The sequence below is a fragment of the Sphaerimonospora cavernae genome, assembly GCF_042435035.1.
Lineage (GTDB): Bacteria > Actinomycetota > Actinomycetes > Streptosporangiales > Streptosporangiaceae > Sphaerimonospora > Sphaerimonospora cavernae.
In genome coordinates this window covers 66,584-90,369 of sequence record NZ_JBHMQT010000012.1, presented here as the reverse complement: position 1 = coordinate 90,369, position 23,786 = coordinate 66,584, and the positions used below count along the sequence as shown (strand labels likewise).

The following is a 23,786-nucleotide window of genomic DNA, read 5'->3' as shown; positions in this document are numbered from 1 at the left end:
TCGCGGTGGCCAACGAGGGGCAGTGGCGCAAGGTGGCCACGCTGTTGGACATCGACCCTGAACTCGCGAAATATGCGACGAACCGGGATCGGTTCGCGTATCGGGACGAGTTGATCGCGGACATGGAGAAGGCGCTGGCGGCGTACGGCCGGGCGCACTGGCTGGCCGCACTCGGCGAGCTGGGCGTGCCGGCGGGCGCGATCCGGTCGATCGACGAGGTGTACGCCTGGGACCAGGTCCGTTCCCAGGGCCTGCTGGTCACCGTCGATCATCCGGTCCTCGGCCCGATCGAGCTTCCCGGCCCGCCGCTGCGCTTCGAGACACCGGACGGCTTCGAGACCCCGGAAGGGTCCAATGGTGCGGATCCTCATCGCCACACGCCGCCTCCCGCCCTGGGCCAGGACAACGACACCGTGCTCGACTGGCTGCGCGAGCGGGAGAGCGCAGCATCGGAAGAGCGCACGACGTGAGCCACACGGAAGCAGTGAACCGCCTTCAGAACCGCCCAGATGAGGCTGCCCACCAATTGCGACACTCGAGAAGTAAGCTCACAAGCGTGGCGTTGTAGGACAAGGCCGGGGGCGCGACCCCGTGGCGGGTAGTGCCCGTGCCCGCTAACGCGCTGGTGCGACGGCTTGTGAAGCGCGACGGTCCGTGTCCTTGACAACGCGGCCGCCTTGTATCACAAGTCGGATATTGTCCGGGTTGCTGAGCGCGGATATACCGGAGAGCGGATCGCCGGCGCAGATAGCCAGATCCGCGATCTTTCCTGTTTCGACAGTGCCCAGAATGTCGGAGACACCGCACAGGTCCGCGGCGGTCGCCGTGCCGGCAACGATCGCATCCATCGGTGACATGCCCAGGCCAACCAGCCTCTCCAACTCCTCAAGATTGTGACCGTACCGGCCTGCGGGGGCGTCGGTCCCAGCCGCGATCTTCACCCCTCGCTCGATCGCTGCGGCGATCCGGACGTGGGTCTCGTCGCGGATCCGGAGCGCGGTCTGCCGGGTGGTCGCGGACATGGCGTCGCCTCGGTCAAGAGAACTGAACGCGGAAAGCGTCGGGACCACGAAGACGCCTCGCTCCAGTGCGAGATCCATGCCCTCATCGTCGATCAGGTAGCCGTGCTCGATGCTGGTCACGCCCCCTCGGATCGCGTTGATGATCCCGGCGGCGCCCTGAGCATGCGCCGCGACCCGCCGCCGTCGATGGCGACGCGCCTCATCGACAACCGTGGCGATCTCCTCTTCGGAAAGACCCTCATCCTCTGGTTGGTCGGCCGGCGTAGAGATACCGCCCGTCGCACAGACCTTGACCAGATCGGCCCCATCTCGAAGCACCCGTCGAACCGACAGGCGGGCCTCCGCAGGCGTGTCACAGATCTCGTGACCCTCGCCGGCCATGCGTACCAGATCATGTCCCGACTTGCACGTCATGTCCGCGTGACCACCGGTGTGAGACAGCAGTCGGAGCGCCACCTGCAGGCGCGGGCCTTCAAGCAGTCCGCGCTCCTGCGCCACCCTGAAACCGGCTCCCGTCCCGCCTAGATCTCGAGCCGAGGTCACACCGGCGTACAGCGTCTCACGCATCCGCGCCGCGGTTTCGAAAACATGAACGGGCGGATACTCGTCCTGTCTTCTGTGCATACCCCACAGTCCATCCAGATGAAAATGGATGTGGCAATCGAAGAAGCCCGGCATGACGGTGCAGCCGCTGACGTCGAGCACCCGCGCGGTGGGAATGACGGCAGGTGGGGAAGGCGAGCCTCCCACATACGTGATCAGACCTGAATCATCAGTGATCACTACAGCGTTGTCGATCGGTGCCGTCCCATCCCCCACGATGAGACGGCCGCCGACAAGGACCAACCCTTCTGGCATGGCTCTGCCGCTCAACCTGCGGTGTCGGGCGACTTCAGCAGGTTGATGTCAGGTATGCCCCACGTCTTCGCTATTTGGCTCACGGTTCCATCTTGGTAGAGCTCGTCGAGGCTCTTGGTGAGCGAGTCGATCAGGTCCGTATCATTCTTTCGAGTACCGATGACGACAGTCTGCTTGTTTGCCGACACATTCGCTATTGAGATTTTGTCGGGATGCGTCAGGCCGTAGTAGCCGAGCACCACGAGGTCCTGGAAGAACGCATCTACCTTCCCGGTTCCCAGTGCGGCGAATGCGGCGGTGTCCTGAGGAAACGACACGATCTCGATCGGTTCCTTGCCCTGGTCGACCATGCTTTTACTCTGTTCCTCCAGGAACTCCTGGTTGGACGAACCGAGCTGCGTGGCGACTCTCTTCCCGGTCAGGTCATCGAGGCCAGTGATGTTCTTCGGGTTGTCCTTCGCTACGGCAAAGCCATGCCCGTCCTCGAGGTAGGGTATCATCGCGATTTGCTCGCCCCGTGCGGGAGTGCCATTCATCCCGTTCATGATCGCATCGCACTTGCCGCTTTGCAGTGCGGCGATGATGTTCGGGAAGCCTGTTTGCTGGAACTTGGCCTGCACGCCCATTTTTGCTGCGAGGGCATTCGCAAGGTCTACGTCGAACCCGGCCGGGTTGTTGTCTTTCATGAATGTCATGGGCGGGTAGCCGAGATCCGCGCAGATGTTGAGGTCGCCGGCCTTCTTGCTGTCCGCTGGAGCGCCACTGGCCGCCGCACCACCGCCGGAACTGCTCTCGGAGCTTCCGCAACCCGTCAGCACAATCGCCACGGAAATCAGCGCTGAGAGCATTCCGATGGCTCTGTTTCGGCGCCCCCGAAGAGGGTGGATCGAGGAAATCGATGATATGGACACGAGTCTCCTTCTCGTAACTACTAACCTCGTTCTTCGATGTCCCGCCCTGCCTGTTCTGGTACAGAGCCTTGGCGAGTAGCCGGGGATCAAGCGCCTGCGAAACCGACAGAGTTTCGCAGGCACCTACTTTCGAGCGCCTCAACCGGCCTGTGAACTGGCCTGTGCCAGCGCTGATCCGAGAATCTCGAGCGCACGCTCTGCTTCGGAGGCTGTCGTCGTCAGCGGCGGCAGGATTCGGATGATGTTCTCGCTGACCGCGCCCGGGACGTGACCGATCAGCAGACCGTCCCGCTGACAATGCGCCGAAACCGTCTCAGCGAGCTCGGAGGCTGCCGTGCGAGTTTCCTTGCTCTCGACGATCTCGAACCCGAGGAACAGCCCGAGGCCACGCACATCGCCGACGATGTCGTACTCCTTGCGTAGTTGTTCCAGGCCCCTATGGAGAAGTTCTCCGACCTTTCTCGCATTCTCAACCAGGCCCTCCTCCTCAATGATCATGAGGTTGGCAAGGGCAGCCGCAGACAGCAGCGGATCGCCGGTGTGCGAACTGGACTGGTAGTACCCCTTGGCCTCGAGCTCTGCGGCGAGACCGTCCCGGACCACGACCGCGGAGACCGGGACCCCGCCACCGAGAGACTTGGAAAGGGTGAGGATGTCCGGCATAACGCCGGAATGCTCGAAAGCGAACATCTTGCCGGTACGCCCGAAGCCCGTCTGCGCCTCGTCGATCACGAGCAGCGCGCCCCATTCGTCACAGAGACGGCGCACTTCACGCAGCCACTCCGGCGGCAGCACGATGACTCCGCCCGCGCTCTGGACGACTTCGACGAATACCGCCGCCGGCCTGCCGGAACTGGTACGCCGCAGCGTATCCAAGCCGTGTTCCAGGCAGGTCATCGCGCAAGAATCGCCGTCCTGGTCGCAGCCCTTGAACGGACATCTGTACACGTAGGGCGCAGGAAGGAAGACCGCGCCTGGCTGCATGGGGCCGTAACCCTCCCGGAAGACGCCGCCAAGGCCCGTGATCCCGAACGATCCCGCGGTCAGGCCGTGGTAGCCACGCACCAGCGCGGCCACTTCGTGCCGTCCCGTGATGAGCTTCGCCATACGCAGCGCAGCCTCGTTCGACTCCGACCCCGTGCATGCGAAGTAGCTCTTGTTCAGATCGCCGGGGCACATCTGTGCCACCTTTTCGGCGAGCTGGATCTGACATGTGTCGGTGAACGCCGAGCCGCGTTGGATGAGCGTGTGCGCCTGCTTGGCGATCGCGTCCGCGTACTTGGGGTGAGCGTGTCCCGCAACCGCGCACACCTGACCGGAGACGAAGTCCAGGTACTCTCGCCCATCAGTGTCGTAGACCAGGGTGCCGTTGCCGCGTTCCAGCACCTCCGGAAACGTGTAGCGCGATTGAAGCCGGCTGGCACGGTCCCGTTCAATCCAGCTCTTGCTCGTCATCCTTGATGCACGTCCTTGCTCACATCTAGTAGGGGGTTCGTGGTGTTGCGGGGTTGTCAGCTCTGCTGGAAGCGCTGCACGGCCTTCACCTCGAGGAACTCCTGCAGGCCGGCGGTGCCGAGTTCGCGGCCCACTCCCGACTGCTTGTAGCCGCCGAACGGTGCCATCGGGTCGAAGCCATATCCATTGATGTTGACCATCCCGGTCTCCAACCGGCGCGCGACCGCCATCGCGCGGTCCTCGTCTTGCGACCAGACCGCCCCGTGTAGTCCATATGGAGTGCTGTTCGCGATCGCGATGGCTTCCTCTTCAGTCCGGTACGGAATGACGCAGAGCACCGGGCCGAAGATCTCCTCCTGCGCCACAATCATGTCCGGCTGAACGTTGGTGAGCACCGTCGGCTCGACGTAGAAGCCGCGCGGCAGGCCCGACGGGCGCCCCGAACCGCCGAGCGCAAGATGCGCTCCCTCCCCGACCCCCTTGGCGATGTAGCCGCGAACTCGGTCTGCTGCCTCCGCCGAGACGAGCGGACCCACATCGGTGGTCGGATCCGTGGGATCGCCGACTTTCATGCTCCCGATCGCACGGGCCGCGATCTCGGTCGCGTCGGCGAGCCGATCGGCCGGAACGATGAGCCGGCTCCAGGCGATGCAGGATTGACCGGCGTTGAAGCATGCTTGGTGACTTCCGGTGACAACAGCCCTCTCCAGGTCCGCGTCAGGCAGCACCAGGTTGGCGCTCTTCCCGCCGAGTTCGAGACTCACTCGCTTCACGGATTCCGCGGCCAACGCCGCGACGCGGCGTCCCGCTCTCGTCGAACCCGTAAACGAGACCTTTCGCACCATGGGGTGACTCACCAGGGCCTCACCCGCAGCAGGGCCGTCGCCGGTGACCACGTTGAACACGCCCGGGGGGTAGCCCGCCTCAGTCATGTATTCGGCCAGCCGCAGGGCGCTGAACGGCGTCAGTTCGCTGGGCTTCAACACGGTTGTGCAACCGCTCACCACTGCCGCCCCCAGCTTCTGGGCAATCAGGATCAGCGGCAGATTCCACGGCGTAATGCACCCCGCCACACCGACGGGCTCATGAATGAGTGTGGACCCTCCCACAGGGACGACGAAGTCGAACTCACGCCCGATTTCGACGAAGGCCCGTAGGATTTCCGAGGTCAGCCCGACGTGCATCGGCCCGGATATCGAGACCGGCGCGCCGACCTCTGCGGTGATGATGTCTGCGAGTTCGGCGCGATTGTCGTCGAGTACGTCGCAGAACCGTTCCAGCAGAGTCAGTCGGTCCTCCACCGGCGTGTCACGCCAAGCAGGCAACGCCTGACTCGCCGCGTCGACCGCACGGCCGACATCCATGGCGTCGCCGGCCGGTACCCTGCCGATCTCTTCCTCAGTGGCCGGGTTCACGACCGGCAGCAGTTCACCTGGTCGTGAAGGCGGCGTCCAGGTGCCGCCGATCCAGTGACAGTGCCGCTCAAAGACCTCGTTGCCAGGGTTCATCATTGTCCACCACTCCCGAACACTCGCCGACGAATTACAGAACCTTCGAAAGGAATCGGGCGGTCCGGTCGCTCTTCGGAGTGTCGAATACCTCGCCGGGTGTTCCCTCTTCCACAATGGAGCCGTCGTCCATCATGATGACTTTGTGCGCGACCTCTCGCGCGAATCCGATTTCGTGCGTCACGCAGACCATGGTCATCCCCTGATAGGCTAGATCCTTCATTACCTCGAGGACCTCACCGACCATTTCGGGATCGAGCGCACTCGTGGCTTCGTCGAAGAGCAGAATCTTCGGCTCCATGGCCAGGGCCCGTGCGATCGCCACACGCTGCTGCTGGCCGCCCGACAGACGGCGCGGGTATTCGTCGATCTTTTGCTCGAGCCCCACCCGGGCCAGCAGCGATCGGCCCAACTCCTTCGCCTCGGCTGCCACCATCCGTCGCACCCGGATCGGACCTTCGGTAACATTTTCCAGGGCGGTCATGTGGGGCCAGAGGTTGAATCTCTGGAAGACGAACCCGAACTCCTGCCGGACTCGCGCGGCTTCGCGTTCCCGGCGGCGGCCCAGGATTGGCCGCCCGTTCGACCAGGGCATGATCTCGCCCTCAACCTCGATCCTGCCGCTGTCCGGAAGTTCGAGCCCGTTCAGGCAGCGAAGGAATGTGGTCTTGCCGGAGCCGGACGGCCCGATGATCGCAGTAGTGCCGTGTGACGGGATGTCGGTCGAGACGCCGCGTAACACTTCGACGCGCCCGAAGCTCTTGGTCACACCGACAGCGCGCAACGACACCCGGTCCGAGTCGCCGGCGGTCACGCGCCCGCCTTCTCCGTCTCCCGGTTCCGGCGTACCAGTGCGTTCAAATTCTTCTTCCATGGTTTCCATAGAGGCCTCTCCCCAATGGTTTCGGACTCCGATGCTCCGAGTCTTCTCTCAATTCGGGTCTGGATAGCACCCCAGAGCGAGGTCAGGACCAGGTACCAGATGGCTACGCCGATAAAGTACTCAACCGGCTGGAATGTGGCCGCATACCCCATCTGGGCGTCCTGGAACATTTCGTTGACTCCGATGAAGGACAGCAGCGAGGTCGCTTTCAGCATGTAGTTGTATTGGTTGCCGACCGTAGGAATGATCACTCGGGCCGCCTGCGGCGCAATGATCCGCCACATTGCTTTTCTTCTGGTCATTCCTACCGCGAGGGCTGCCTCGAGTTGGCCGTCCTCGACCGATTCAAGTCCGCCGCGGATAATCTCGCTCATGTACGCGCCCTCGATCAGGCCGAGAGCCGTGATACCCGCGATGAGCGCCCCGGAGATGGTGATCGAGCCCACGCTGAGATTGGCTGGGAACAAGTCGAAGCCCAGAAGCAGATTGGCCCCGTAGTAAATGAAGAAGATCTGAACGATGGGCGGCGTCCCACGCATCACCAGACGGTACAGCCAGGCCAGCGCGCGCAGCGGCGGGATGCGCGATCGCACCGCACCGACCGTGAGCACCCCGAGGATGATGCCGACGAGTTGTGCACTGATGGAGATGTAGACCGTGGCCGCCAGCGAATGCCAGAAGACCGGGCTGCCGTTGAAGATTCGATCGAAGAGTAGTTGCCAGTCGATATTCGGCGCCACGACCAGGTGCGCTGTCATGCATACCTCGTTTGCGTGCGGCGGCCCGCTAAGAGCAGCCCGCCGTCCCCACCTGGTCTCGCTACAGCCATCGCCGATCACTTCCGTCTGGCAAGACGCCTGCTTCTTTCGCGAGGGCGCCACATATAGCAACGCTCTCAGCCGTATGGTGTCCGGTGGATGCCAATTGCTGGGCCAGTGGGGTGATTAAAGGTAGATGTTGTCGAGTGGCTACGCTAAGGGCTAGTGGCTAGGCCACTAGTCCAGTTTGCCTGTTTAGTGATTCTACACGGGCTCGATGTGGCGTCAAGGCTTCTACGTGCTTCGCCCGAGTTTCTCAGGCAACCAGGCGAACTATGCTCATGGGATAGGGATTGACCTGCGGGACCGGCGTGAGGTAACGGCAGGAGCGTGTAGACCTCAACGCAATGAGGTTTTCCTACCGACTTTTAGCTGATCTTCTGGAAATGGACGAGAACGAGCGCGGTGCCGGCGGGCGGGCCGCGCGGTCCCTGATCTGGTGGAGGCAGATTCAGGCCGCCATGGAACGGGCCCGGGGATGTCGCAGTGGAGAACGTGGTGCTTACCGTCAAGCCGCCCCGGTAAGGCGACGTACCAGATGAGAGCGCAGCGGAAAAACGATGACCATGGGTTCCGCCCTGATGGCCGGGGCCCTTGCCGAGATCTTTATCCGCCGAGTAAGTAGGGTGCCGGCATCGGTGATCATGGCGGCGCATACGACGGCTGGCCTCAACTGCCGCAGACCATGGTGCTTGATCGTCTCAGGCAGCGCGTTCGCGCTCGGCGACGAGTTGGAGGGCGACGTCGATGATCATGTCTTCCTGACCGCCGACGTACCCGGCCTCGCCGACTCGTTGCAGGATCTCGTGGGCAGGCACACCGTACCGCTCGGCGGCGCGTTCGGCGTGCAGCAGGAAGCTGGAGTACACCCCCGCGTAGCCCTGGGTGATCGATGAGCGATCGGCGAACGGCAGGCGGCGCAGGAACGGCTTGACCACGTCCTCGGCGGCGGCCAGCGCCCCCTGCACGTCGACTCCGGTGGGGATGCCGAGCCGTTCGAAGGTGGCGACCAGCACCTCGGTGGGGGAGTTGCCGGCTCCCGCGCCGAGCGCGCACAGGGCGCCGTCGATCTGGCGGGCACCGTTCTGGGTGGCGAGCACCGAGTTGGCGACGCCGAGGGAAAGGTTCTGGTGGCCATGGAAGCCGACCTGCGCTTGATGGCCGATCTCGGCGACCAGCGCGCTGATCCGCGCCTGCGCCTCGCCGAGCACGAGTGCCCCGGCGGAGTCGACCACGTACACGCACTGAGCGCCGCCGTCCACCATGATCCGGGCCTGCTCGGCGAGCTCGTCGGGGCCGATCCGGTGGGACAGCATCAGGAAGCCCACGGTCTCCATGCCCAGCTCGCGGGCGGCGGCGAAGTGCTGGAGGGAGACGTCGGCTTCGGTGCAGTGGGTGGCGATCCTGGCGACCGACGCACCGGCGGCGCGGGCCTTCTTCAGGTTTTCCACGGTGCCGAGGCCGGGCAGCAGCAGTACGGCGATCTTCGCGTTTTTCGCCTCGTCCGCGGCGGCGGCGACCAGTGTGATGTCGTCTTCGAGGGAGAAGCCGTAGTTGAAGGAGGAACCGCCCAGCCCGTCGCCGTGAGTGACTTCGATGACCTCCACCCCGGCTCGGTCGAGGGCGTGCACGACACCGCGCACCTGCTCCTCGGTGAAGCGGTGGGCCATCGCGTGGCTGCCGTCCCGCAGCGTGGAGTCGGTGATCCTGATCTTGTCGGGCACCGTGCCGGTCTGCGCGGAGGTCAAGCCGGTCACGGTGGTTGCGGTGCTTGCACTGGTCGCGGTCACGCGGTCACCTTCCTGCGGGCGAGTTGCTCGCCCACCCGGGCGGCGGCGGCGGTCATGATGTCCAGGTTGCCGGCCCAGGGCGGCAGGTAGTCGCCGTTGCCGCGGACCTCGAGGAAGACGGCGACGCGGGCCATGCCGTTCCAGATGTCGCGCGGGGGGTCGAACTGCGGTTCGGCGCGCAGCGTGTAGCCGGGCACGTAGGCGGCCACCTCGCCGACCATCTGATGGACCGACTCGGCGATCGCGCCGGTGTCGGCGTCTTCGGGGATCGCGCAGAACACCGTGTCCCGCATGATCATGGGTGGGGTGACCGGGTTCAGGATGATGATCGCCTTGCCCTTGGCCGCGCCGCCGACCTGTTCGATGGCGCCGGCCGTGGTCTGGGTGAACTCGTCGATGTTCGCGCGGGTGCCCGGGCCGGCCGAGCGGGAGGCGATCGAGGCGACGATCTCGGCGTAGACGACGGGGACCACCCGGGAGACGGCGTGCACGATCGGGATCGTCGCCTGCCCGCCGCAGGTGATCATGTTGAGGTTGGGTGCGTCGGACAGCGTGTCCAGATTGACCGGCGGGCACACGAACGGCCCGGCGGCGGCGGGGGTGAGGTCGATCGCCGTGATCCCGGCCTCGGCATAGCGCGGGGCGTTGGCCAGGTGCGCCTTGGCGGAGGTGGCCTCGAACACCAGGTCGGGCAGGGGGTCTTGGGCCAGCAGCCAGTCCACCCCGCCCGCCGATGCCGTCACGTCCAGGTCGCGGGCCCGGGCCAGGCCGTCGGAGGCCGGGTCCACCCCGACCATGGAATGGACGTCGATGACGTCGCTGCGCAGCAGTTTGATCAGCAGGTCGGTGCCGATGTTCCCAGGCCCGACGATGGCCGCGCTGATCTTGCTCACGGCGTCCTCACCTTTCTCGATCGTGGGTTCGGTCCCGGTCGCCGACAGGATCGAGAGGATCCCAGAAATGTCCGGACGTGGGCTGCTGTCACCGGGCTCCGCCTACTTTCGAGAACCGGGCTGTCACCGAACCGAGCCTGGCGAACGTCGCAGTCGTCACATCACCGGCAGCCACCGGAACGGCAGCGGTGATCGACCCGGGCAGCACCACATGCCCGGCCTGCAGCGTCACCCCGCGCGCGCCGAGCGTGTTGACCAGCCACACCAGCGCGTTCAGAGGCGACCCCAGCACCGCTCCCCCCGCACCGGTACCGACAACCTCCCCATTGCGGCGCAGCACCCCGCCTATCAGGCGGACGTCCACCTGCGAGAGCGAGGTCGCGGTGCTACCCAGCACCACGCCACCAGAGGATGCGTTGTCCGCGATCGTGTCGACCAGCTTGATCTTCCAGTCCCGGACGCGGGAGTCGATGATCTCCAACGCCGGGACCATGAACTCCACGGCCGCCATCGCCTCGGCCACCGTGACGCCAGGGCCGCGCAACGGTTTCCCCAGGACGAAGGCGATCTCCGGCTCCACCTTCGGTGCCACGAACGCCGACAGGTCGATCGGCTGCGTCTCCAGGTGGAACATCCCGCCCGTCAGGTGACCGAAGTCCGGCTGGTCCACGCCAAGCTGGCGCTGCATCGCCGCCGAACTCAACCCCACCTTGTAGCCCTTGACCACCGCGCCGTCCCGCTGCCACTGCTCGACCTGCCCGACCTGGATCGCGTACGCGTCGTCGACGTCCAGTCCGGGAAAGCGTTCCGTCAGCGGCTCGATTGGCTGACCCGTGCGGTAGGCGCCGAGCAGTGCCTGCACCGCCTCGGGACGCGCCTGTGTGTTCATGTTTCACCCCATGTCGCTGGTGACGGTGTCTTACACGATCCTGGAACGATGTCGACGGCTAGACGGCCGCCAACGCGTCCTGCCATGGTGCGCGCTGCATGATCGCCCGGCGGCAGGCGATGAGCGCGCGCGGTGAGTTGACGCAGACTGCCGCGCGTAGCACATTGCCGCGCCCGTAGAGCGCGACGAGCGAGTTGTCGTCCGCGTGCCGGACGCAGACACGGTCCGCACCGCTGATGCGGCCGACGGTCCTGGTGCCGGCCGTGAACTGATCCGTCCAGAAGTACGGGGGTCCCACGTAGGACGCGTCGCTGACACCCAGGAGGGACAATGCCGCGAAACGTCCCTGCTCGACGGCGTTGGTCCAGTGCTCGACCCGAATGTGTTCGTCGAACAGCGGGTTGTACCAGCATGCGATGTCGCCCGCGGCCACGACGCCAGGGGCCGATGCGTGAAGCCGCTCGTCGCAGGCGACACCGCCGTCCGACATCTCGATCCCACTGCCCTGAAGCCACCGGGTCGCCGGGGCTGCCCCGACGCCGGCCACGATCGCATCGGCATCGATCACGTCTCCGCCGGCCAGGTGCACACGGCTGCCGTCGCCGACGGTTTCGATGGCCCGCACCGACTGCCCGCACCGTATCGACACACCGCGCTGTTCGTGCAGCCGCTGGAACCAGTTGCCCACCTGCGTGCCCAGCACGGCGGCGAGCGGTGCGGGCCCGATCTCGACGATGGTCACCTCGACGCCGAGCTCACGCGCGGTCGCGGCGACTTCGAGGCCGATGAAGCCGGCACCGATCACGAGCAATCGCGAACCGGGGATGAGGCGCTCACGCAGCCGGACACAGTCGCGCGCCGTGCGCATCAAGTGGATGCGCGCCGTGTCGCCACTGATCGAGTCCAGCCTCCGGGCGGCCGAGCCGGTGGCGAGGACCAGACCGTCGTAGCCGAGCGACGCACCGCCGGCCAGCAGCACCGACCCGCCCCGGACGTCCACCTGCCGGGCCGGCTGCCCGAGCATCAGTTCGATGCCCTGCTCGGCGTACCAACCGCTCGGGCGCAGCAGCAGGTCCTGCTCCCCCACCTTCCCGGCCAGCGCCTCCTTCGACAGCGGCGGACGGTCGTACGGAAGCGTGTCCTCGGCGCTGACCAGGGTTACGTCGCCATCGAAGCCCTGGTCCCTCAGGGCCTCCGCGGCGTGAACCCCCGCCACCGAGGCCCCGACTATGACGATTCGGTTCACCGCTCAGCGCGCCTCGACCTTGATCGCGTGAACCGGGCAGCCGCGCGCGGCGCCCTCCACAGCGGACCGCAACGAAGCGTCGGGCTCCGGGTTGATCACGATGGCCTTGCCGGTGCCGTCATCGAGGTCGAAGACGGATGGCACCGCCATCACGCAGCAGGCATATCCCTGACAGACATCCTGGTCGAGGGTGACCTTCCAACCCACTTGTGTTTCCATCCTGGGATCCGTAACCGTCATGGCCTTCCCCTAGAGCTGTAGATGACCAACCTGACGCAACATGGTGGCGAGATCGAAGTAGACGGTCTCGCCGCGGATGCGTCCGTCGACGATGTCCCAGACGACGGCCGTCTCGACCTCGACATGCCTGCCCGTCGCCGGGACCCCGAACAGGCTCCCGCCATGAGTGCCGGACAGGGTGTGTTCCGACACCGCGATGTTCTCCTGAACCGAGATGATGCGGCGCATCTGCACCTTCAGGTCGGGGAATGTCGCCCACAGCCCGCGGTAGCGCCGCGCCACCTCCTCCGGGCCGGCGTAGAGCCGATGTGGGTCCGGGACGACCAGGTTGAAGCAGTCCTCCGTCATCCCGTCGAGGAGCTCGTCGAGATCTTGCGCATTCTCCGCCGCCAGATGGCTGTGAATCTCGGCGACGATCGCGTCGATGTTGGCTGGCATGTCTTCGCACAGCCCCTTTCTGTATCTGGAGTTGTTTTTCGGCTGGTCAGTGTCCGCTGCCGATTTGAGGGCCCAGGGTGCCGTCCGGGCGGACCACCCGGTGTCCCCACAGGCTGACCGCGCCACCGCCACCCTGGGCGCGGCGGCTCCATTCGGCGGAGTCGATCTTCCGTCCGCCGTATCCGTACTCGACGTCGAATCCGGAAGGCGTGCGCACGTAGAACGAGACCATCTCGTCGTTCCAGTGCCGCCCCAGCGACACACGTATCGGCGCCAATCCGTCAAGACACCTGTCCATCGCCCGCCCGACCGAATCCAGGTCGCTGACCTCGACGAGGACGTGCATCAGTTGCCCGTCCCGCCCCGTGTCCATCACGGCGATGCTGTGCTCACGCTCACTCGGGCTCAAAAACGCCCATCGCCACGATCGCTCCTCGCCGGTGATCTTCGTTTCGCGAATCTGGTAGCCGAGAACATCGCTGTAGAACTCGACCGACTCTCGACACAGCGGGGTGCTCACCGTGACATGTCCCAGTCCTTGCGTGCCGGTGACGAACCGCACACCGGTCGGCGACACGAAGTGGTTGGCCGGGTCGACCTTGCCGCCGTAGAAGAACTCGCACTGCACCCCGGCCGGATCGACGCAGCTGAAGGCTTCGGTGTACCAATCGGTTTCCGGCGCGGATGCGATAGTCAGCCCCGACTTCTCGATCACCTTCGCAGCGCGCTGCCACTCGGCCTCGCTCGGGCATTCCCAGCCGACGACGACCGACGCCTTCGCGCCGGCGGGCCGCTCCCGCGGCGGCGTGCTGACGATGATCCGTGCGATGCGCTCATCCATCCGGAGCAGCAGGTCGCCGGTGCCACTCCGCTGTGCGGACATCCCGAGCACATCGGTCGCGAAACCGTGCCAGGCCTCCCGCTGGTCCGAATGCACCACAAGGTAGCCAAGGCCGATTACCGGTGATCGTTCCATTGAAACCTCCGCGTGCCTATCTGGTCGCTTCAGCGACGAAGCGGCGGTAGATGTCGGCGAACTCGGCCGGTAGGCGCTGGGTCAGCGAGAAGCGGGTGCCGGGTGCGATCCACAGCCACGAGGCGGGATGCGCGCTGTGCCATTCGATGCAGTGCGCCAAGGGGTGGACCGAGTCATCGATGCAGCCCCTGGTGATGAGCGTGGGCAGCGTCAACTCCGGCAGCCACGGCCGGATGGTGAGATGGGTCTGCAGGCCGGGGTCGTTGCGCACCCGCCCGTAGAACGACACCGCGCCGCGCCAGTCGTCACCGTGGTATCGCTGCCACTTCTCCAGGTCTTCCGGTGCCGCGTGATCGAGATCTTCGAACCGGCGGTTCAGCGAACTGCCGCCGTCACGGGTGACCGACAGCAGCGGCGCGTCCACCGACAGGCTCTTGACCCGATCGGCGTTGTCGCGCGCGATCCGGCCCGCGATCCGGGCGCCCAAGGAGCATCCCACCAGGTGGAAGGTGTCCAGCCCGAGGAAGTCCGCGATGCCGACCGTGTCGTCGCACCATGCGGTGGCACCGATGGTCTCAACCCGGTCGCTGCGTGACAGGCCGCGCAGGTCGACGGTCACGACCCGGAAGTCGCGCCGCAGGTGCTCGGCCAGGGCATCGAACGACATCCCGGAGCCCGCGGCTCCGTGGATCATCACGACCGGTTCGCCGCTGCCGCGGTCGTCGAAATGCAGCCGCACTCCGTCTTGAGCGGTGAAGTACACGGCTACCGTGCACCTTCCTGGGCACTCTTGATCTTGTCCATACCCGCGGCGTACGCGACGCGCTCGGCGTCGAACCGGGCCCTCGCCAGGCCGGAACGCCAATAGTCGGGCATCGCCGCCTCGAGTTCGCGATACCCCGCCTCGATGTCCTCAGGAAGGTCGTAGTCGCCCCACGACTGCAGTCCGCCGTAACCGTGGTCGTAGTTCCAGTCGGGCACGTGGTAGAGACGGCCGGTCGCCGGCTCACCCGACTGCGACGAGGCCTGGGCGGCGAGGAACAGGACGAGCGGAAGCACATGCTGCGGCGCCATCGGTCGAAGCGCGTAGATCCGGCCCTCGCTGCTGATGGCCCGAGCGGTGTCGTCGAACCAGGATGCACGGGTGTGCCCCGGCATGAACGCGTTGACCGCGATGCCGGTCCGCTTCAACTCCTCCGCCAGGTAGAACGTCAGCGTGGTCAACGAGGCCTTGCTGGCCTGGTAGGGCATCTCGGTGGTCCAAGGACGCGTGGCGAAGTAGCCGCCGCCGACCGACTCCATCAGGACGCCGCTGCTCACCACGTTCACGATGCTTCCGTTGCCCTGATCGAGCATCGCCTTGACGAAGGTCTGGATAACCCGAACGGTGCCGAACACGTTCACGCCGAACATGCGCTGCCAGTCCTGGTCCGTCGTTTCCAACGTGGGCACCTTGCCCTTCGGCGCGAACAGCGTCTCCGACACCAGCCCCGCATTGTTGATCAGCGTGTCGACCCTGCCGAACCTGTCGAGCACCGCGTCGTATGCGGCACGCACTGATTCGTCGCTCGTCACGTCCATCTCCAGGCCGAGTCCCCGGCCCGAGGAGTCCAGTCGGTCGCGGAACTCGTCCGCGTCCTTCCACGTGACATCCGCGCAGACGACCTTCGCACCCGCTTCGAGCAGACCCTGCGCCAAGACCTTGCCGATGCCTCGCGCACCACCCGTGATCACGGCTACCTGGTCGGTGACGAAGGGGCGCCACTGCGCCAGCGCGCGCGAGACCATCTCCGTCTGAACCTGCTGATAGTGATCAAGATTGTTTTGCTGCGTCATTAAGTCCTCCAGAACCGCTCGTATCCGCGCCATCAGAAGAAGATCGAGATCCCGCGTGGCAGTAGCGTCGTGTCGAGGGTGATCTCGCGGCGCGCGATACGCCATTGATCGTTTACGCGCCGTACGAGATCCTTGCGGCGTCCGACCCACCAGGCCTCGTCGCGAAGCTTTCGCGCCTGGCGCACGATGAACGCCGATCGCACCTCGGCGTCCTCCTCGGTGCTCTCGTCGACGACGATGTTGCCGACCAGGTGGCAGGTCATCGACGTCGGGGTCTCGGCGTGGGAGAAGCCTGACTCGTCCTTCAGGATCCGGGCCAGGAGCATGTCCTTGTCGTCCTTGATGATCGGGTGCCCGGCCGGCGCAACGTCGCCCTGGACCGCTTCGGTCAGCGGAATCAGGTATTCCACGTCGTCGGTGAACAGGTCCAGCCACTCGCGAAACCGGCGCTCGTCGAGCAGGTGCGCCTCTCGCCGAAGCAGTTCCTCGATGCGATACTTGTCCTCGAAGCTGAGCATTGTCACGCCCCTCCCTGCGACTGAGCGGCCGGCTCGCGCCTCATCAGTTCCAGCCAGAACCGGTAGAACTGCCGCTGGTTGACCTCGCTCGGCTCCTTGCCGACATTCCCGGGGACACCGGGCAACTGGTCCTCGTCGTCATTGAGGTGCACTTCGAAATTGAACGGCAGTTCCCAGGTTCGCTTCGCCCGCATGGCTTCCACGACGCGTTCGAAGTTCTCGACGTCGTCGGGAGCGATCACACCCGCCATGTGCTGGCCTTGGTAGACCCGCTGTACAGCGATCTCCTTGACCACCTCGGGAGCCTCGCGCTCGACCATGGTCCACTGCCAGATCTCGTGCTCGTTGACGCCGTGCGGATGGAACACCATGAGATGCCGACCGATCATGGGGGAGATGTAGCCCATCAGACCGAGAGTCGGGAACAGCAACCCGTTCACGAACCCGTACGGCGCAGGGTTGATCCCGTCCAGCGCCTTGTCCAGCCTGTTCTGCCGGTCTCGCAGCCATTCGACGACATCGGGCCCGAGGCGTTTGGCCTCCTCCAGGTCCCGCTCGAACATCGTGTCGCTGTACAGGCGCATGGCGCCGATCCCGAGCGGGCATCCGGAACCGTATCCGGCGGTGACCTCGTACGTCGGTGCCTTGGTCCGCAGCGGCAGAGGCGAAGTGATCATTGGGATCTGCGATCCCTGCTCTCGCAACTCCGCTGCCGCGCGCAGCCACGAGGCGTGGGTCAACGCCACGTGGTAGTTGTCGCCGATGAAGTTCTCGGCCATGAGCTTCCAGTTGCCCGGAGTCTGGTACCGATGCCATCCGGGCAGCGCCTCGAGACCGCCAACGGGCTCGCCCAGCACGAACGTCTCGAGCCACCAGCGTGTGTCGTCGCCCAGCCACTGCTCGAACGGCGTGATGTTCTTGTCGAGCGAGGCGAACAGCAGTCCCTTGAAGTCGGCGACCGGGATCTCCTCCAGCCCCCAGTTTCTGCGGTCGAAGTCGGGTCCGTACAGGTCGTGCTCGCGGGGGACGCCGACCAGGCTTCCGTCCAGGCCGTAGGTCCATCCGTGATAGGAGCAGGTGAAACTATGCGCTTTTCCTCGGTCGAACAGGCAAACCTTGTTTCCCCGGTGCCGGCAGCGGTTGACGAAACCGCGGACGGTGCCGGACGGGTCACGCAGGATGATCACCGGGACTTCACCGATGTAGTTCGTGATGTAGGAACTCGGCTCGCGCACCATGTCGGCATGTCCGACCGGTATCCAGGTCGCACCGAAGATGCGCTCCTGCTCGAGTGCGTACACCTCTTCATCGAAGTAGATGGTGGGCGAGATCTTGCCGCTGCGCCATGAGACTGCCTGTTCCAGGTTGCCCAAGGTTGTCACGGTAGCTCCTTACACTCGCGCTGGAAATTCTGAATCGCACCGATAGCCACTGTCGCCTCTAATGCGTAAGAAAATTCGAAATACGGTCGAAGAATTCGTTCTCATCCACGTATCGCCAGTCCGGCTCGTGCAAATGGATGCGATCCTGCTCCAATGCCCGGTTGGTGCTCCGCTTGGCAGCCACCAGACCGCTTCGCGGCTGCGACGTCACGCATTCGACGAGCCCGGCCAGGTGCTCATCGAACTCCTCGTCGTCCGCCACCTGTGAAGTCAGCCCCCACTGCTCAGCGCGCTCGGAGCCGACGAGCCGCCCGGTGAACAGCAGGTCCCTCGCTCGCGCCACGCCCACGATGTGGATCAGCCGGAGCGCGAAGGCCGGGCTGAGCCGGATGCCGTGACGGACCACCGGCATCCCGATGCGTGCGGAACGAGCCATGACGCGCAGATCGCAGGCCAGTGCGAGCTCACAGCCGGCGCCGACGGCCGCACCCTCGATGGCGGCGATCGACACGGCACCGAGCCGTTCCACCGCCGCGAGCGCGGACTCCATCGCGGCGAACGTCCGATCTACATAGCCGGCCTCGACCGCTGCCCACTCCGTGAGATCCGAGCCGGAGCTGAAGGTGCCCTGGACGCCGCGGAACACGACGGCCTTGACGTCCGCACGGCTCGCAAGACCGTCGACCACCCGTTCCAGCTCGGTCCAGTCATCGGTGCGCAACGCGTTCCGTCTCAGGCCCGTACCGAGCCAGACGCATGCCGCCTGCCCGCCGGACTGAACCGAAACGCGGCCACCGTCTTGGCGTCGGGAGCCTGCGGTGACGCAGGCTGCGCTGGCTGTCATCGGCCAAACACCTCCAGTGGTTAGGCCACTAGACCACTAGTCATATAGGTCGCCTCGATCTCTCGTCAAGGCCTGTTCAGGACACTCCGATGAGCGTGAGGTGCAGTCCAGCGCGGTTCGTCGTCCGGTCTTGAATCGGGCATGCAGTGGCAAATACACTCCCAGGTGCCCCGGTGACCTATTCATCCGATGTCTGACGCGCCCTCGGGCGTGACAGCGGGCGCAACCGCGCGACCTGGAAATGGGTGACCGAAAAAAGTTGTGCGTCCAGCTCGCCTGCGCATCATGATCGCCGAGTGCGGCGCCGATCTTGTTTGTTCAGAACACTGAAATTTCTGATATCGACATCGCCTTGCCGACCTGCGGCGGAGAAGGACCGAGCATGATCCCCGAGTGGAATGTGGACCGGGCGGCGACTGTGCTCGCCGAGGCCGAAGCGGCTCGCGCCGACCGCGGGCCGATCACCGCGGAGTGGCCCGGGCTCGACCTGGAGACCGCCTACCGGGTGCAGGACGAGATCATCTGCCGGAAGGTCGAGGCGGGGCAGACCATCGTCGGGGTGAAGCTGGGGCTGACCTCGCGGGCGAAGCAGCAGCGGATGGGCGTCGACTCGCCGCTGACCGCCTGGCTCACCGATCGGATGGTGCTGCCGGCGGGCGCCCCGCTGGTCACCGGCGAGCTGATCCATCCGCGGGTGGAGCCAGAGATCGTGTTCGTGCTCGGCGAGCGGTTGGCCGGTCCGGGAGTGACCGCGGCCAGGGCGATGCAGGCGGTGTCGCATGTCTATGCCGGGCTGGAGGTCATCGACAGCCGGTTCACTGACTTCAGATTCACGCTGCCGGACGTGGTGGCCGACAATGCCTCTTCCGCGGGGTTCGTGCTCGGGGGGGTGGCGCGCAGGCCGGACGAGCTGGACCTGGAGTTGGAGGCCTGCCTGCTGGAGGTCGATGGTGAGGTGGTGGATTCAGCCACCGGCGCGGCGGTGCAGGGTCATCCCGCCGAGGCGTTGGCGCTTGCCGTGAACACGCTGGCTCGGCGCCGGGTGGCGCTGGAGCCGGGCTGGATCGTGCTCACCGGTGGGATGACCGACGCTGTCTTCGCCCGGCCGGGCGGACAGGTCACTGCCCACTTCACCAATCTCGGCTCGGTCTCGCTGAGGTGCGTGTGATGCCACCGGTCGAGAACACCCCACCTGAGAGCCGAAGCCCCCAGCAGATCAGGACATAGCTCGCCGCGGTTCACCAGCGCGGCATCACTTGCATCAACTGGCAACCACATATCGACCTCGGCTTGCCTCGTGGCGTCATCATCGTGCGTCGGCCCCGCAAACGCCGCGCGGTACCCCACGGGATGCACGGAGCGAGTCACAGGCCGTGCAACCGGTCGTCTGTGTCCTTGGTCCCGCTGCTCTTCTTCGCGTGGCTGGGAAGGAAGTGAGGTTCCATGCAGACGCCGTACGGCCGTTGCCGGAATGCCGCGCTGAGGTAGGTCTTCCACCCCGTGATCTCGGCGACCATACTGCCGGCGGGATGCGTGTGCAGCGTCGTCACTGCGGGAGGGCGCCGAGGTCGTGAGGGCGGGGGCGGGGTGACCTTGCACACGGCAAGCGAGGGAAAATTTTTGCGACACGCTGGTTGGAGGGTGGCCGCAGTGATTCTGATTCTGATAGATCTATCGTCCGTGAGTGGAAGCAGACCTGGACGCAAGTCGAAGGGGCGGCGGAAGGCGCACACCATCCGCTTCCCGGAGGAGCTGTACGCCGATCTGCAGAAAGACGCCGCCGCGGCGGGCTACACGCACTTCGGCGACTTCATCGTGGACGTGGTGGCAGCCATGCGCGACACCAAGCAGTGGCCCAGACCGGACCACCTGCAGGAGCGGCTACGCCTGAGTGCCTGAGACGCCGGCTGCTTTCCCCATCCCCCAGTAGGAGGACACCCAGACCAAAACGAAAGCCCCCCGTTGGCCCGGGGGGCGTCCGCAAACTGCATGTGGGCTCCTGAGCAGGATCCGTCTCGACTTCGCCACCAAACGTCGCCCGAGTCGGAGCCCGCTGCCCCGTTGGAACTACAACCGGAGATGACAATACCAATGAGTCATCCGGCTAGTAAAACACGCCCTTCTCTCGGCGTGTCGGCCGTGTCCCAGTATGTCCAGGCCCTGCCCGTACGGTCCAGGGCCGGTACGGCAATGCCGTCCGCCGCCTCGCGAGCCCTCTCCGGGCCGTGGTCGGCCATGCATCCCGTTGCCCGACCAGTCGCGGAGATTACCCGCGACACACTTCCCCATTACCCAGCGTGGCGGGGTCGTGACGTGGCAAAGTATCTGGTTGATCTCACTGTGACGAGCGAGGAGGCCTGCCCGGTCATGGGGCAAGAAAAAAGCGCTTCCCCCCCAGGAAGGGGGGGCGCGCGGACTAACACCCGAGTCAGTGGCCTAGTTCCAGAAGGTTTGGCAGCCAGAACGAACTAGCACCACTTCGAACAACCCCATACAGACCACGATCGGCCCCGGCCCGTGAAGTTCCTCGGTCCGGAGAGCTACCGATTAATGCCCGTACAGACTTACCGGAGACGACGATAGCATCCCGTCCTTCGGCTAGTGGAGCTTTGCCCGGAGACGACACGCCGGGGTACCAACTTCTCCTAGCCGACATACCAGCCCCAGGCTCCCCCGATGGGAGCCCCGCCGAGGCGCGCGCCCTGGCCGCCGAGCAGTGGCGTCTGCTCGCGCCCGCGATCGCGCAGGCCCCGCGGATGCGGCTGTCCCCGGACGGTGGCGCGAGCTTCCCCAAGTGGCACAAGGGCCGCGGGTACGAGCACCCGCTGGACGACGCCCTGCCGTACCGGCCGGCGACGGTCCCGGTGTTCCACGCCGAGTCGCAGACGGGCCGGCTCCTGGTGGCCGACTTCGACGTGACGCTCGCCCAGCACACGAACTTCTCTGAGACTCCCCGGGAGCTGGTCACACGGGAAGCAACGGCGTTCGCCGAGCTGATCGAACGGTTGGGCGGGCGTTGCATCCACGATCGCTCACCCTCCGGTGGCCGCCACGTGTACGTGCTGTTCGCGGCGGCGTTGCCGTACGAGGAGTTAAGGCGCGTCGCCCAAGCCCTCGCCCGGCGCTACGCGACCCTCGACGCCTCCCCCATGAGCAACGTGTTCGGCCAGATCCGCCCTCCCGGCGCCGGCCACAAGCTGCAGGCCGGTCGGCTGACCGGGTGGATGCGGCTCGACATGCCGCTCGACGCGGCCCTGGACGCCGTCCGGCGGCCGTGCGGCCCAAAGGTGTGGGACGGCCTGCTCACCGAGCTCACCGCCGAGCTCCACGCCGTCTCCCCCGTACAGCAGGCGACCTTCGACGGTCCGACCGACGCCGAAGGGGAACCGTGGCTGCCGCTGATCGGCGGCCGCCGCCCGATCCGCGCGGACCTCGACGCCATGGCCCAGACCGGCGACCACCTCAAGGCCGGCTACCCCGACAGGAGCCGGGCCCGCCTTGCCGTACTGAACTCCGCGGCCGCGGCCGGCTGGCGGCTCGCCGAGGTCCTCAAGGAGATGCACTCGGGCCGTTGGCGGGGCCTGGCCTCCTTCTACGGCAAGTACGGCTCCCGCGACACCACGCGAATCACCGCGGAATGGCGAAAATCGGTCATCGGAGCGGCAGGCGATAAACTTGCTTCAAGGGACTACACCAGGCGCAACCACTCCACGCCCCCTGAGCTGGGAGAAAAGAGCTCGTGCCCCGAATCTGTCGTGACAGGGCTGGCTGCCATGAACCCACGGCAGCTTCCTTTACACCGTAAAGCTGGGCACACTGATTACCAGCGGATCCGCACCTGGTGGAACGCCGTCTGGTTGGCGGAGCGAGACCCGGATCGGCAGGCCGAGTGGGGCCGGAGGGCTGTCACCGTACGGAAAGTGCTCCGGGCCCTGGGCAAGGCGGCTCAGATGAGGGGGTCGCTCACGGTTGAGTTCGGCGTACGGTCGCTGTCGATCGCTTCCGGCCTGCACTGGACCACGGTGGCGGACGTCCTGGTGCTGCTGCGCAGCGAGGACGACCCGCTGATCGACCTGGTGACGAATGGAGAAGGCGTCCGGGCCGACGTGTACCAACTGCGCGTCCCCGAGGCATACCGAAAGGACGCCGCCTGGCGACGTTGGCGAGCCGGCCTTATTGAGGGGATCCATCCCGCGTTCTGGGAGCTCAGCGGCCCGAGCGCGCTGCTGTACGAGGTGCTGAGCACTGAGGAGACGAAGGCCGGCGAGCTGGTGCGGCTCAGCGCTCTCTCCGACGCCAGCGTGTGGAGGTCGCTGAAGGAGCTCGCGGCGTACGGCTTGGCCGTTAAAGGCGAACGAGGCTGGCGGCGCGGCGAGGCGGCCCTTGAGGACGTCGCGAAAGAACTCGGCACGGACAAGCGGATGGCCGAGCTCGTCGAGCTGTATCGGGAGCAACGCCGTGAATGGCACGAGCTGCTCGGCATCCTGAAAGCGACAAAGGAGGACGAACGTGCCCGTGGCGTAGGCCCAGACGAGACGCCGATCAGCGAGCTCGCAGACCTGCTCGCCCAGTCCGAACCGCCTCCCTGGGTGAACGACGAGCCCGACCCGCCTGACGGTCTACCCATCAAGATCCCCGACGAGGACCCCGAGTGGCTCTCGATCTGGCGTCACGAAGTCGAAGACCTCGGCCTTGTCGTGATGACAGATCGCGCCCGGAGCCGTTGCCCGTGAATCGCTCGCTCCCTGGCCTTGAAGGCCAGGGAGACGGCGAGTCGTACGATCACGGGGTGCGTGTCGATCTGGTCGCGATCGTCGTGGACGACTACGACCGAGCCATCGAGTTCTTCGTCGACGCCCTGGGTTTCGACCTGGCCGAGGACTCGCCCTCGCTGACCAACGACGGCCGTCCGAAGCGATGGGTGGTCGTACGGCCGCCGGGCGGCGGAACCGGCATCCTGCTCGCGCGGGCGGACGGCGAGCACCAGGCCGCCGTGGTCGGCAACCAGGTCGCCGGCCGGGTCGGGTTCTTCCTGAAGGTGGACGACTTCGACGCCGCCTATGAGCGGATGGCGGCGTCCGGGGTCGAGTTCGTGACCTCGCCCCGGACAGAGCCGTACGGGCGGGTCGCGGTCTTCCTGGACGTCGCCGGCAACCGGTGGGACCTGCTCGGCCAGGCCTGAGGGAATACTGCCGTGGCCATGCCGTACGGTTCCCGCGAGGTGTGGGTGAGGATGAGCCGCAGCCCCTTGTCACAGCTGAGATCGAAGGTGTGACAAG

General features: G+C 65.7%; 24 protein-coding genes. 5 read left to right on the top strand and 19 right to left on the bottom strand.

What is annotated here, in order from left to right; all coding sequences use genetic code 11:
* On the top strand, positions 1–470 hold a 470-nt coding region (locus ACFHYQ_RS08575), incomplete at its 5' end, for a CoA transferase (RefSeq protein ID WP_394300562.1).
* Between the two features lie 144 nt (positions 471–614).
* Here the strand turns inward: ACFHYQ_RS08575 and ACFHYQ_RS08570 are convergent.
* The 18 genes from ACFHYQ_RS08570 to ACFHYQ_RS08485 form a co-directional block, all read right to left on the bottom strand.
* Positions 615–1,868, bottom strand: a complete 1,254-nt coding sequence (locus ACFHYQ_RS08570; protein ID WP_394300561.1) for a metal-dependent hydrolase family protein — start codon at positions 1,866–1,868, stop codon at positions 615–617.
* A 23-nt stretch (positions 1,869–1,891) separates the two neighbouring features.
* Positions 1,892–2,707: an ABC transporter substrate-binding protein gene (locus tag ACFHYQ_RS08565; RefSeq protein ID WP_394300560.1), complete on the bottom strand. Its 816-nt coding sequence runs from the start codon at positions 2,705–2,707 to the stop codon at positions 1,892–1,894.
* A gap of 222 nt (positions 2,708–2,929) precedes the next feature.
* Positions 2,930–4,246 (bottom strand): aspartate aminotransferase family protein, encoded by a 1,317-nt coding sequence (locus ACFHYQ_RS08560; protein ID WP_394300559.1) that lies wholly within the window; start codon positions 4,244–4,246, stop codon positions 2,930–2,932.
* A 56-nt stretch (positions 4,247–4,302) separates the two neighbouring features.
* A complete protein-coding gene (locus ACFHYQ_RS08555) occupies positions 4,303–5,757 on the bottom strand; it encodes an aldehyde dehydrogenase family protein (RefSeq protein WP_394300558.1) in 1,455 nt (484 codons plus the stop codon).
* Positions 5,758–5,788: 31 nt separating this feature from the next.
* Positions 5,789–6,637: an amino acid ABC transporter ATP-binding protein gene (locus tag ACFHYQ_RS08550; RefSeq protein WP_394300557.1), complete on the bottom strand. Its 849-nt coding sequence runs from the start codon at positions 6,635–6,637 to the stop codon at positions 5,789–5,791.
* Positions 6,565–7,395, bottom strand: a complete 831-nt coding sequence (locus tag ACFHYQ_RS08545; protein ID WP_394300556.1) for an amino acid ABC transporter permease — start codon at positions 7,393–7,395, stop codon at positions 6,565–6,567. Before ACFHYQ_RS08545 ends, ACFHYQ_RS08550 begins: the two co-directional genes overlap by 73 nt.
* Positions 7,396–8,156: 761 nt before the next feature.
* Complete coding sequence (dmpG, locus tag ACFHYQ_RS08540; RefSeq protein WP_394300555.1) at positions 8,157–9,203, bottom strand: 4-hydroxy-2-oxovalerate aldolase; 1,047 nt, start codon at positions 9,201–9,203, stop codon at positions 8,157–8,159.
* 38 nt (positions 9,204–9,241) lie between these two features.
* A complete protein-coding gene (locus tag ACFHYQ_RS08535) occupies positions 9,242–10,138 on the bottom strand; it encodes an acetaldehyde dehydrogenase (acetylating) (protein ID WP_394300554.1) in 897 nt (298 codons plus the stop codon).
* Positions 10,139–10,226: 88 nt separating this feature from the next.
* The gene (locus tag ACFHYQ_RS08530; RefSeq protein WP_394300553.1) at positions 10,227–11,027 is read right to left on the bottom strand and encodes a 2-keto-4-pentenoate hydratase; all 801 of its coding nucleotides are present in this window, start codon (positions 11,025–11,027) and stop codon (positions 10,227–10,229) included.
* A gap of 58 nt (positions 11,028–11,085) precedes the next feature.
* A complete protein-coding gene (locus tag ACFHYQ_RS08525; RefSeq protein ID WP_394300552.1) occupies positions 11,086–12,273 on the bottom strand; it encodes an NAD(P)/FAD-dependent oxidoreductase in 1,188 nt (395 codons plus the stop codon).
* Between the two features lie 3 nt (positions 12,274–12,276).
* Entirely contained in the window at positions 12,277–12,513 is a 237-nt protein-coding gene (locus tag ACFHYQ_RS08520; RefSeq protein ID WP_394300551.1) for a ferredoxin, read from the bottom strand.
* Positions 12,514–12,522: 9 nt separating this feature from the next.
* Positions 12,523–12,951: an ester cyclase gene (locus ACFHYQ_RS08515; protein ID WP_394300550.1), complete on the bottom strand. Its 429-nt coding sequence runs from the start codon at positions 12,949–12,951 to the stop codon at positions 12,523–12,525.
* A gap of 46 nt (positions 12,952–12,997) precedes the next feature.
* Positions 12,998–13,927 (bottom strand): VOC family protein, encoded by a 930-nt coding sequence (locus ACFHYQ_RS08510; RefSeq protein ID WP_394300549.1) that lies wholly within the window; start codon positions 13,925–13,927, stop codon positions 12,998–13,000.
* 16 nt (positions 13,928–13,943) lie between these two features.
* A complete protein-coding gene (locus tag ACFHYQ_RS08505) occupies positions 13,944–14,690 on the bottom strand; it encodes an alpha/beta fold hydrolase (RefSeq protein WP_394300548.1) in 747 nt (248 codons plus the stop codon).
* Between the two features lie 2 nt (positions 14,691–14,692).
* A complete protein-coding gene (locus ACFHYQ_RS08500; protein ID WP_394300547.1) occupies positions 14,693–15,763 on the bottom strand; it encodes an SDR family NAD(P)-dependent oxidoreductase in 1,071 nt (356 codons plus the stop codon).
* 32 nt (positions 15,764–15,795) lie between these two features.
* Positions 15,796–16,281 (bottom strand): aromatic-ring-hydroxylating dioxygenase subunit beta, encoded by a 486-nt coding sequence (locus ACFHYQ_RS08495; protein WP_394300563.1) that lies wholly within the window; start codon positions 16,279–16,281, stop codon positions 15,796–15,798.
* Positions 16,282–16,283: 2 nt separating this feature from the next.
* Positions 16,284–17,663, bottom strand: coding sequence for an aromatic ring-hydroxylating oxygenase subunit alpha (locus ACFHYQ_RS08490; RefSeq protein WP_394300546.1), 1,380 nt, complete (start codon positions 17,661–17,663; stop codon positions 16,284–16,286).
* Positions 17,664–17,721: 58 nt separating this feature from the next.
* Positions 17,722–18,507 carry an enoyl-CoA hydratase/isomerase family protein gene (locus tag ACFHYQ_RS08485; protein ID WP_394300545.1) on the bottom strand — a complete coding sequence of 262 codons (786 nt, stop codon included), beginning with the start codon at positions 18,505–18,507 and terminating at the stop codon, positions 17,722–17,724.
* Between the two features lie 382 nt (positions 18,508–18,889).
* Here ACFHYQ_RS08485 and ACFHYQ_RS08480 point away from each other — a divergent pair, with 382 nt between their 5' ends.
* The gene (locus ACFHYQ_RS08480) at positions 18,890–19,675 is read left to right on the top strand and encodes a 2-keto-4-pentenoate hydratase (RefSeq protein WP_394300544.1); all 786 of its coding nucleotides are present in this window, start codon (positions 18,890–18,892) and stop codon (positions 19,673–19,675) included.
* 196 nt (positions 19,676–19,871) lie between these two features.
* Here ACFHYQ_RS08480 and ACFHYQ_RS08475 read toward each other — a convergent pair whose 3' ends face one another.
* The gene (locus ACFHYQ_RS08475) at positions 19,872–20,057 is read right to left on the bottom strand and encodes a hypothetical protein (RefSeq protein WP_394300543.1); all 186 of its coding nucleotides are present in this window, start codon (positions 20,055–20,057) and stop codon (positions 19,872–19,874) included.
* A 130-nt stretch (positions 20,058–20,187) separates the two neighbouring features.
* Between ACFHYQ_RS08475 and ACFHYQ_RS08470 the strand changes: the two genes are divergently transcribed.
* From ACFHYQ_RS08470 to ACFHYQ_RS08460, 3 genes are all read left to right on the top strand, one after another.
* Positions 20,188–20,406: a hypothetical protein gene (locus tag ACFHYQ_RS08470; RefSeq protein ID WP_394300542.1), complete on the top strand. Its 219-nt coding sequence runs from the start codon at positions 20,188–20,190 to the stop codon at positions 20,404–20,406.
* A gap of 710 nt (positions 20,407–21,116) precedes the next feature.
* Positions 21,117–23,240 (top strand): hypothetical protein, encoded by a 2,124-nt coding sequence (locus tag ACFHYQ_RS08465; RefSeq protein WP_394300541.1) that lies wholly within the window; start codon positions 21,117–21,119, stop codon positions 23,238–23,240.
* 56 nt (positions 23,241–23,296) lie between these two features.
* Positions 23,297–23,689 (top strand): VOC family protein, encoded by a 393-nt coding sequence (locus ACFHYQ_RS08460; RefSeq protein WP_394300540.1) that lies wholly within the window; start codon positions 23,297–23,299, stop codon positions 23,687–23,689.
* Positions 23,690–23,786: the final 97 nt, after the last annotated feature.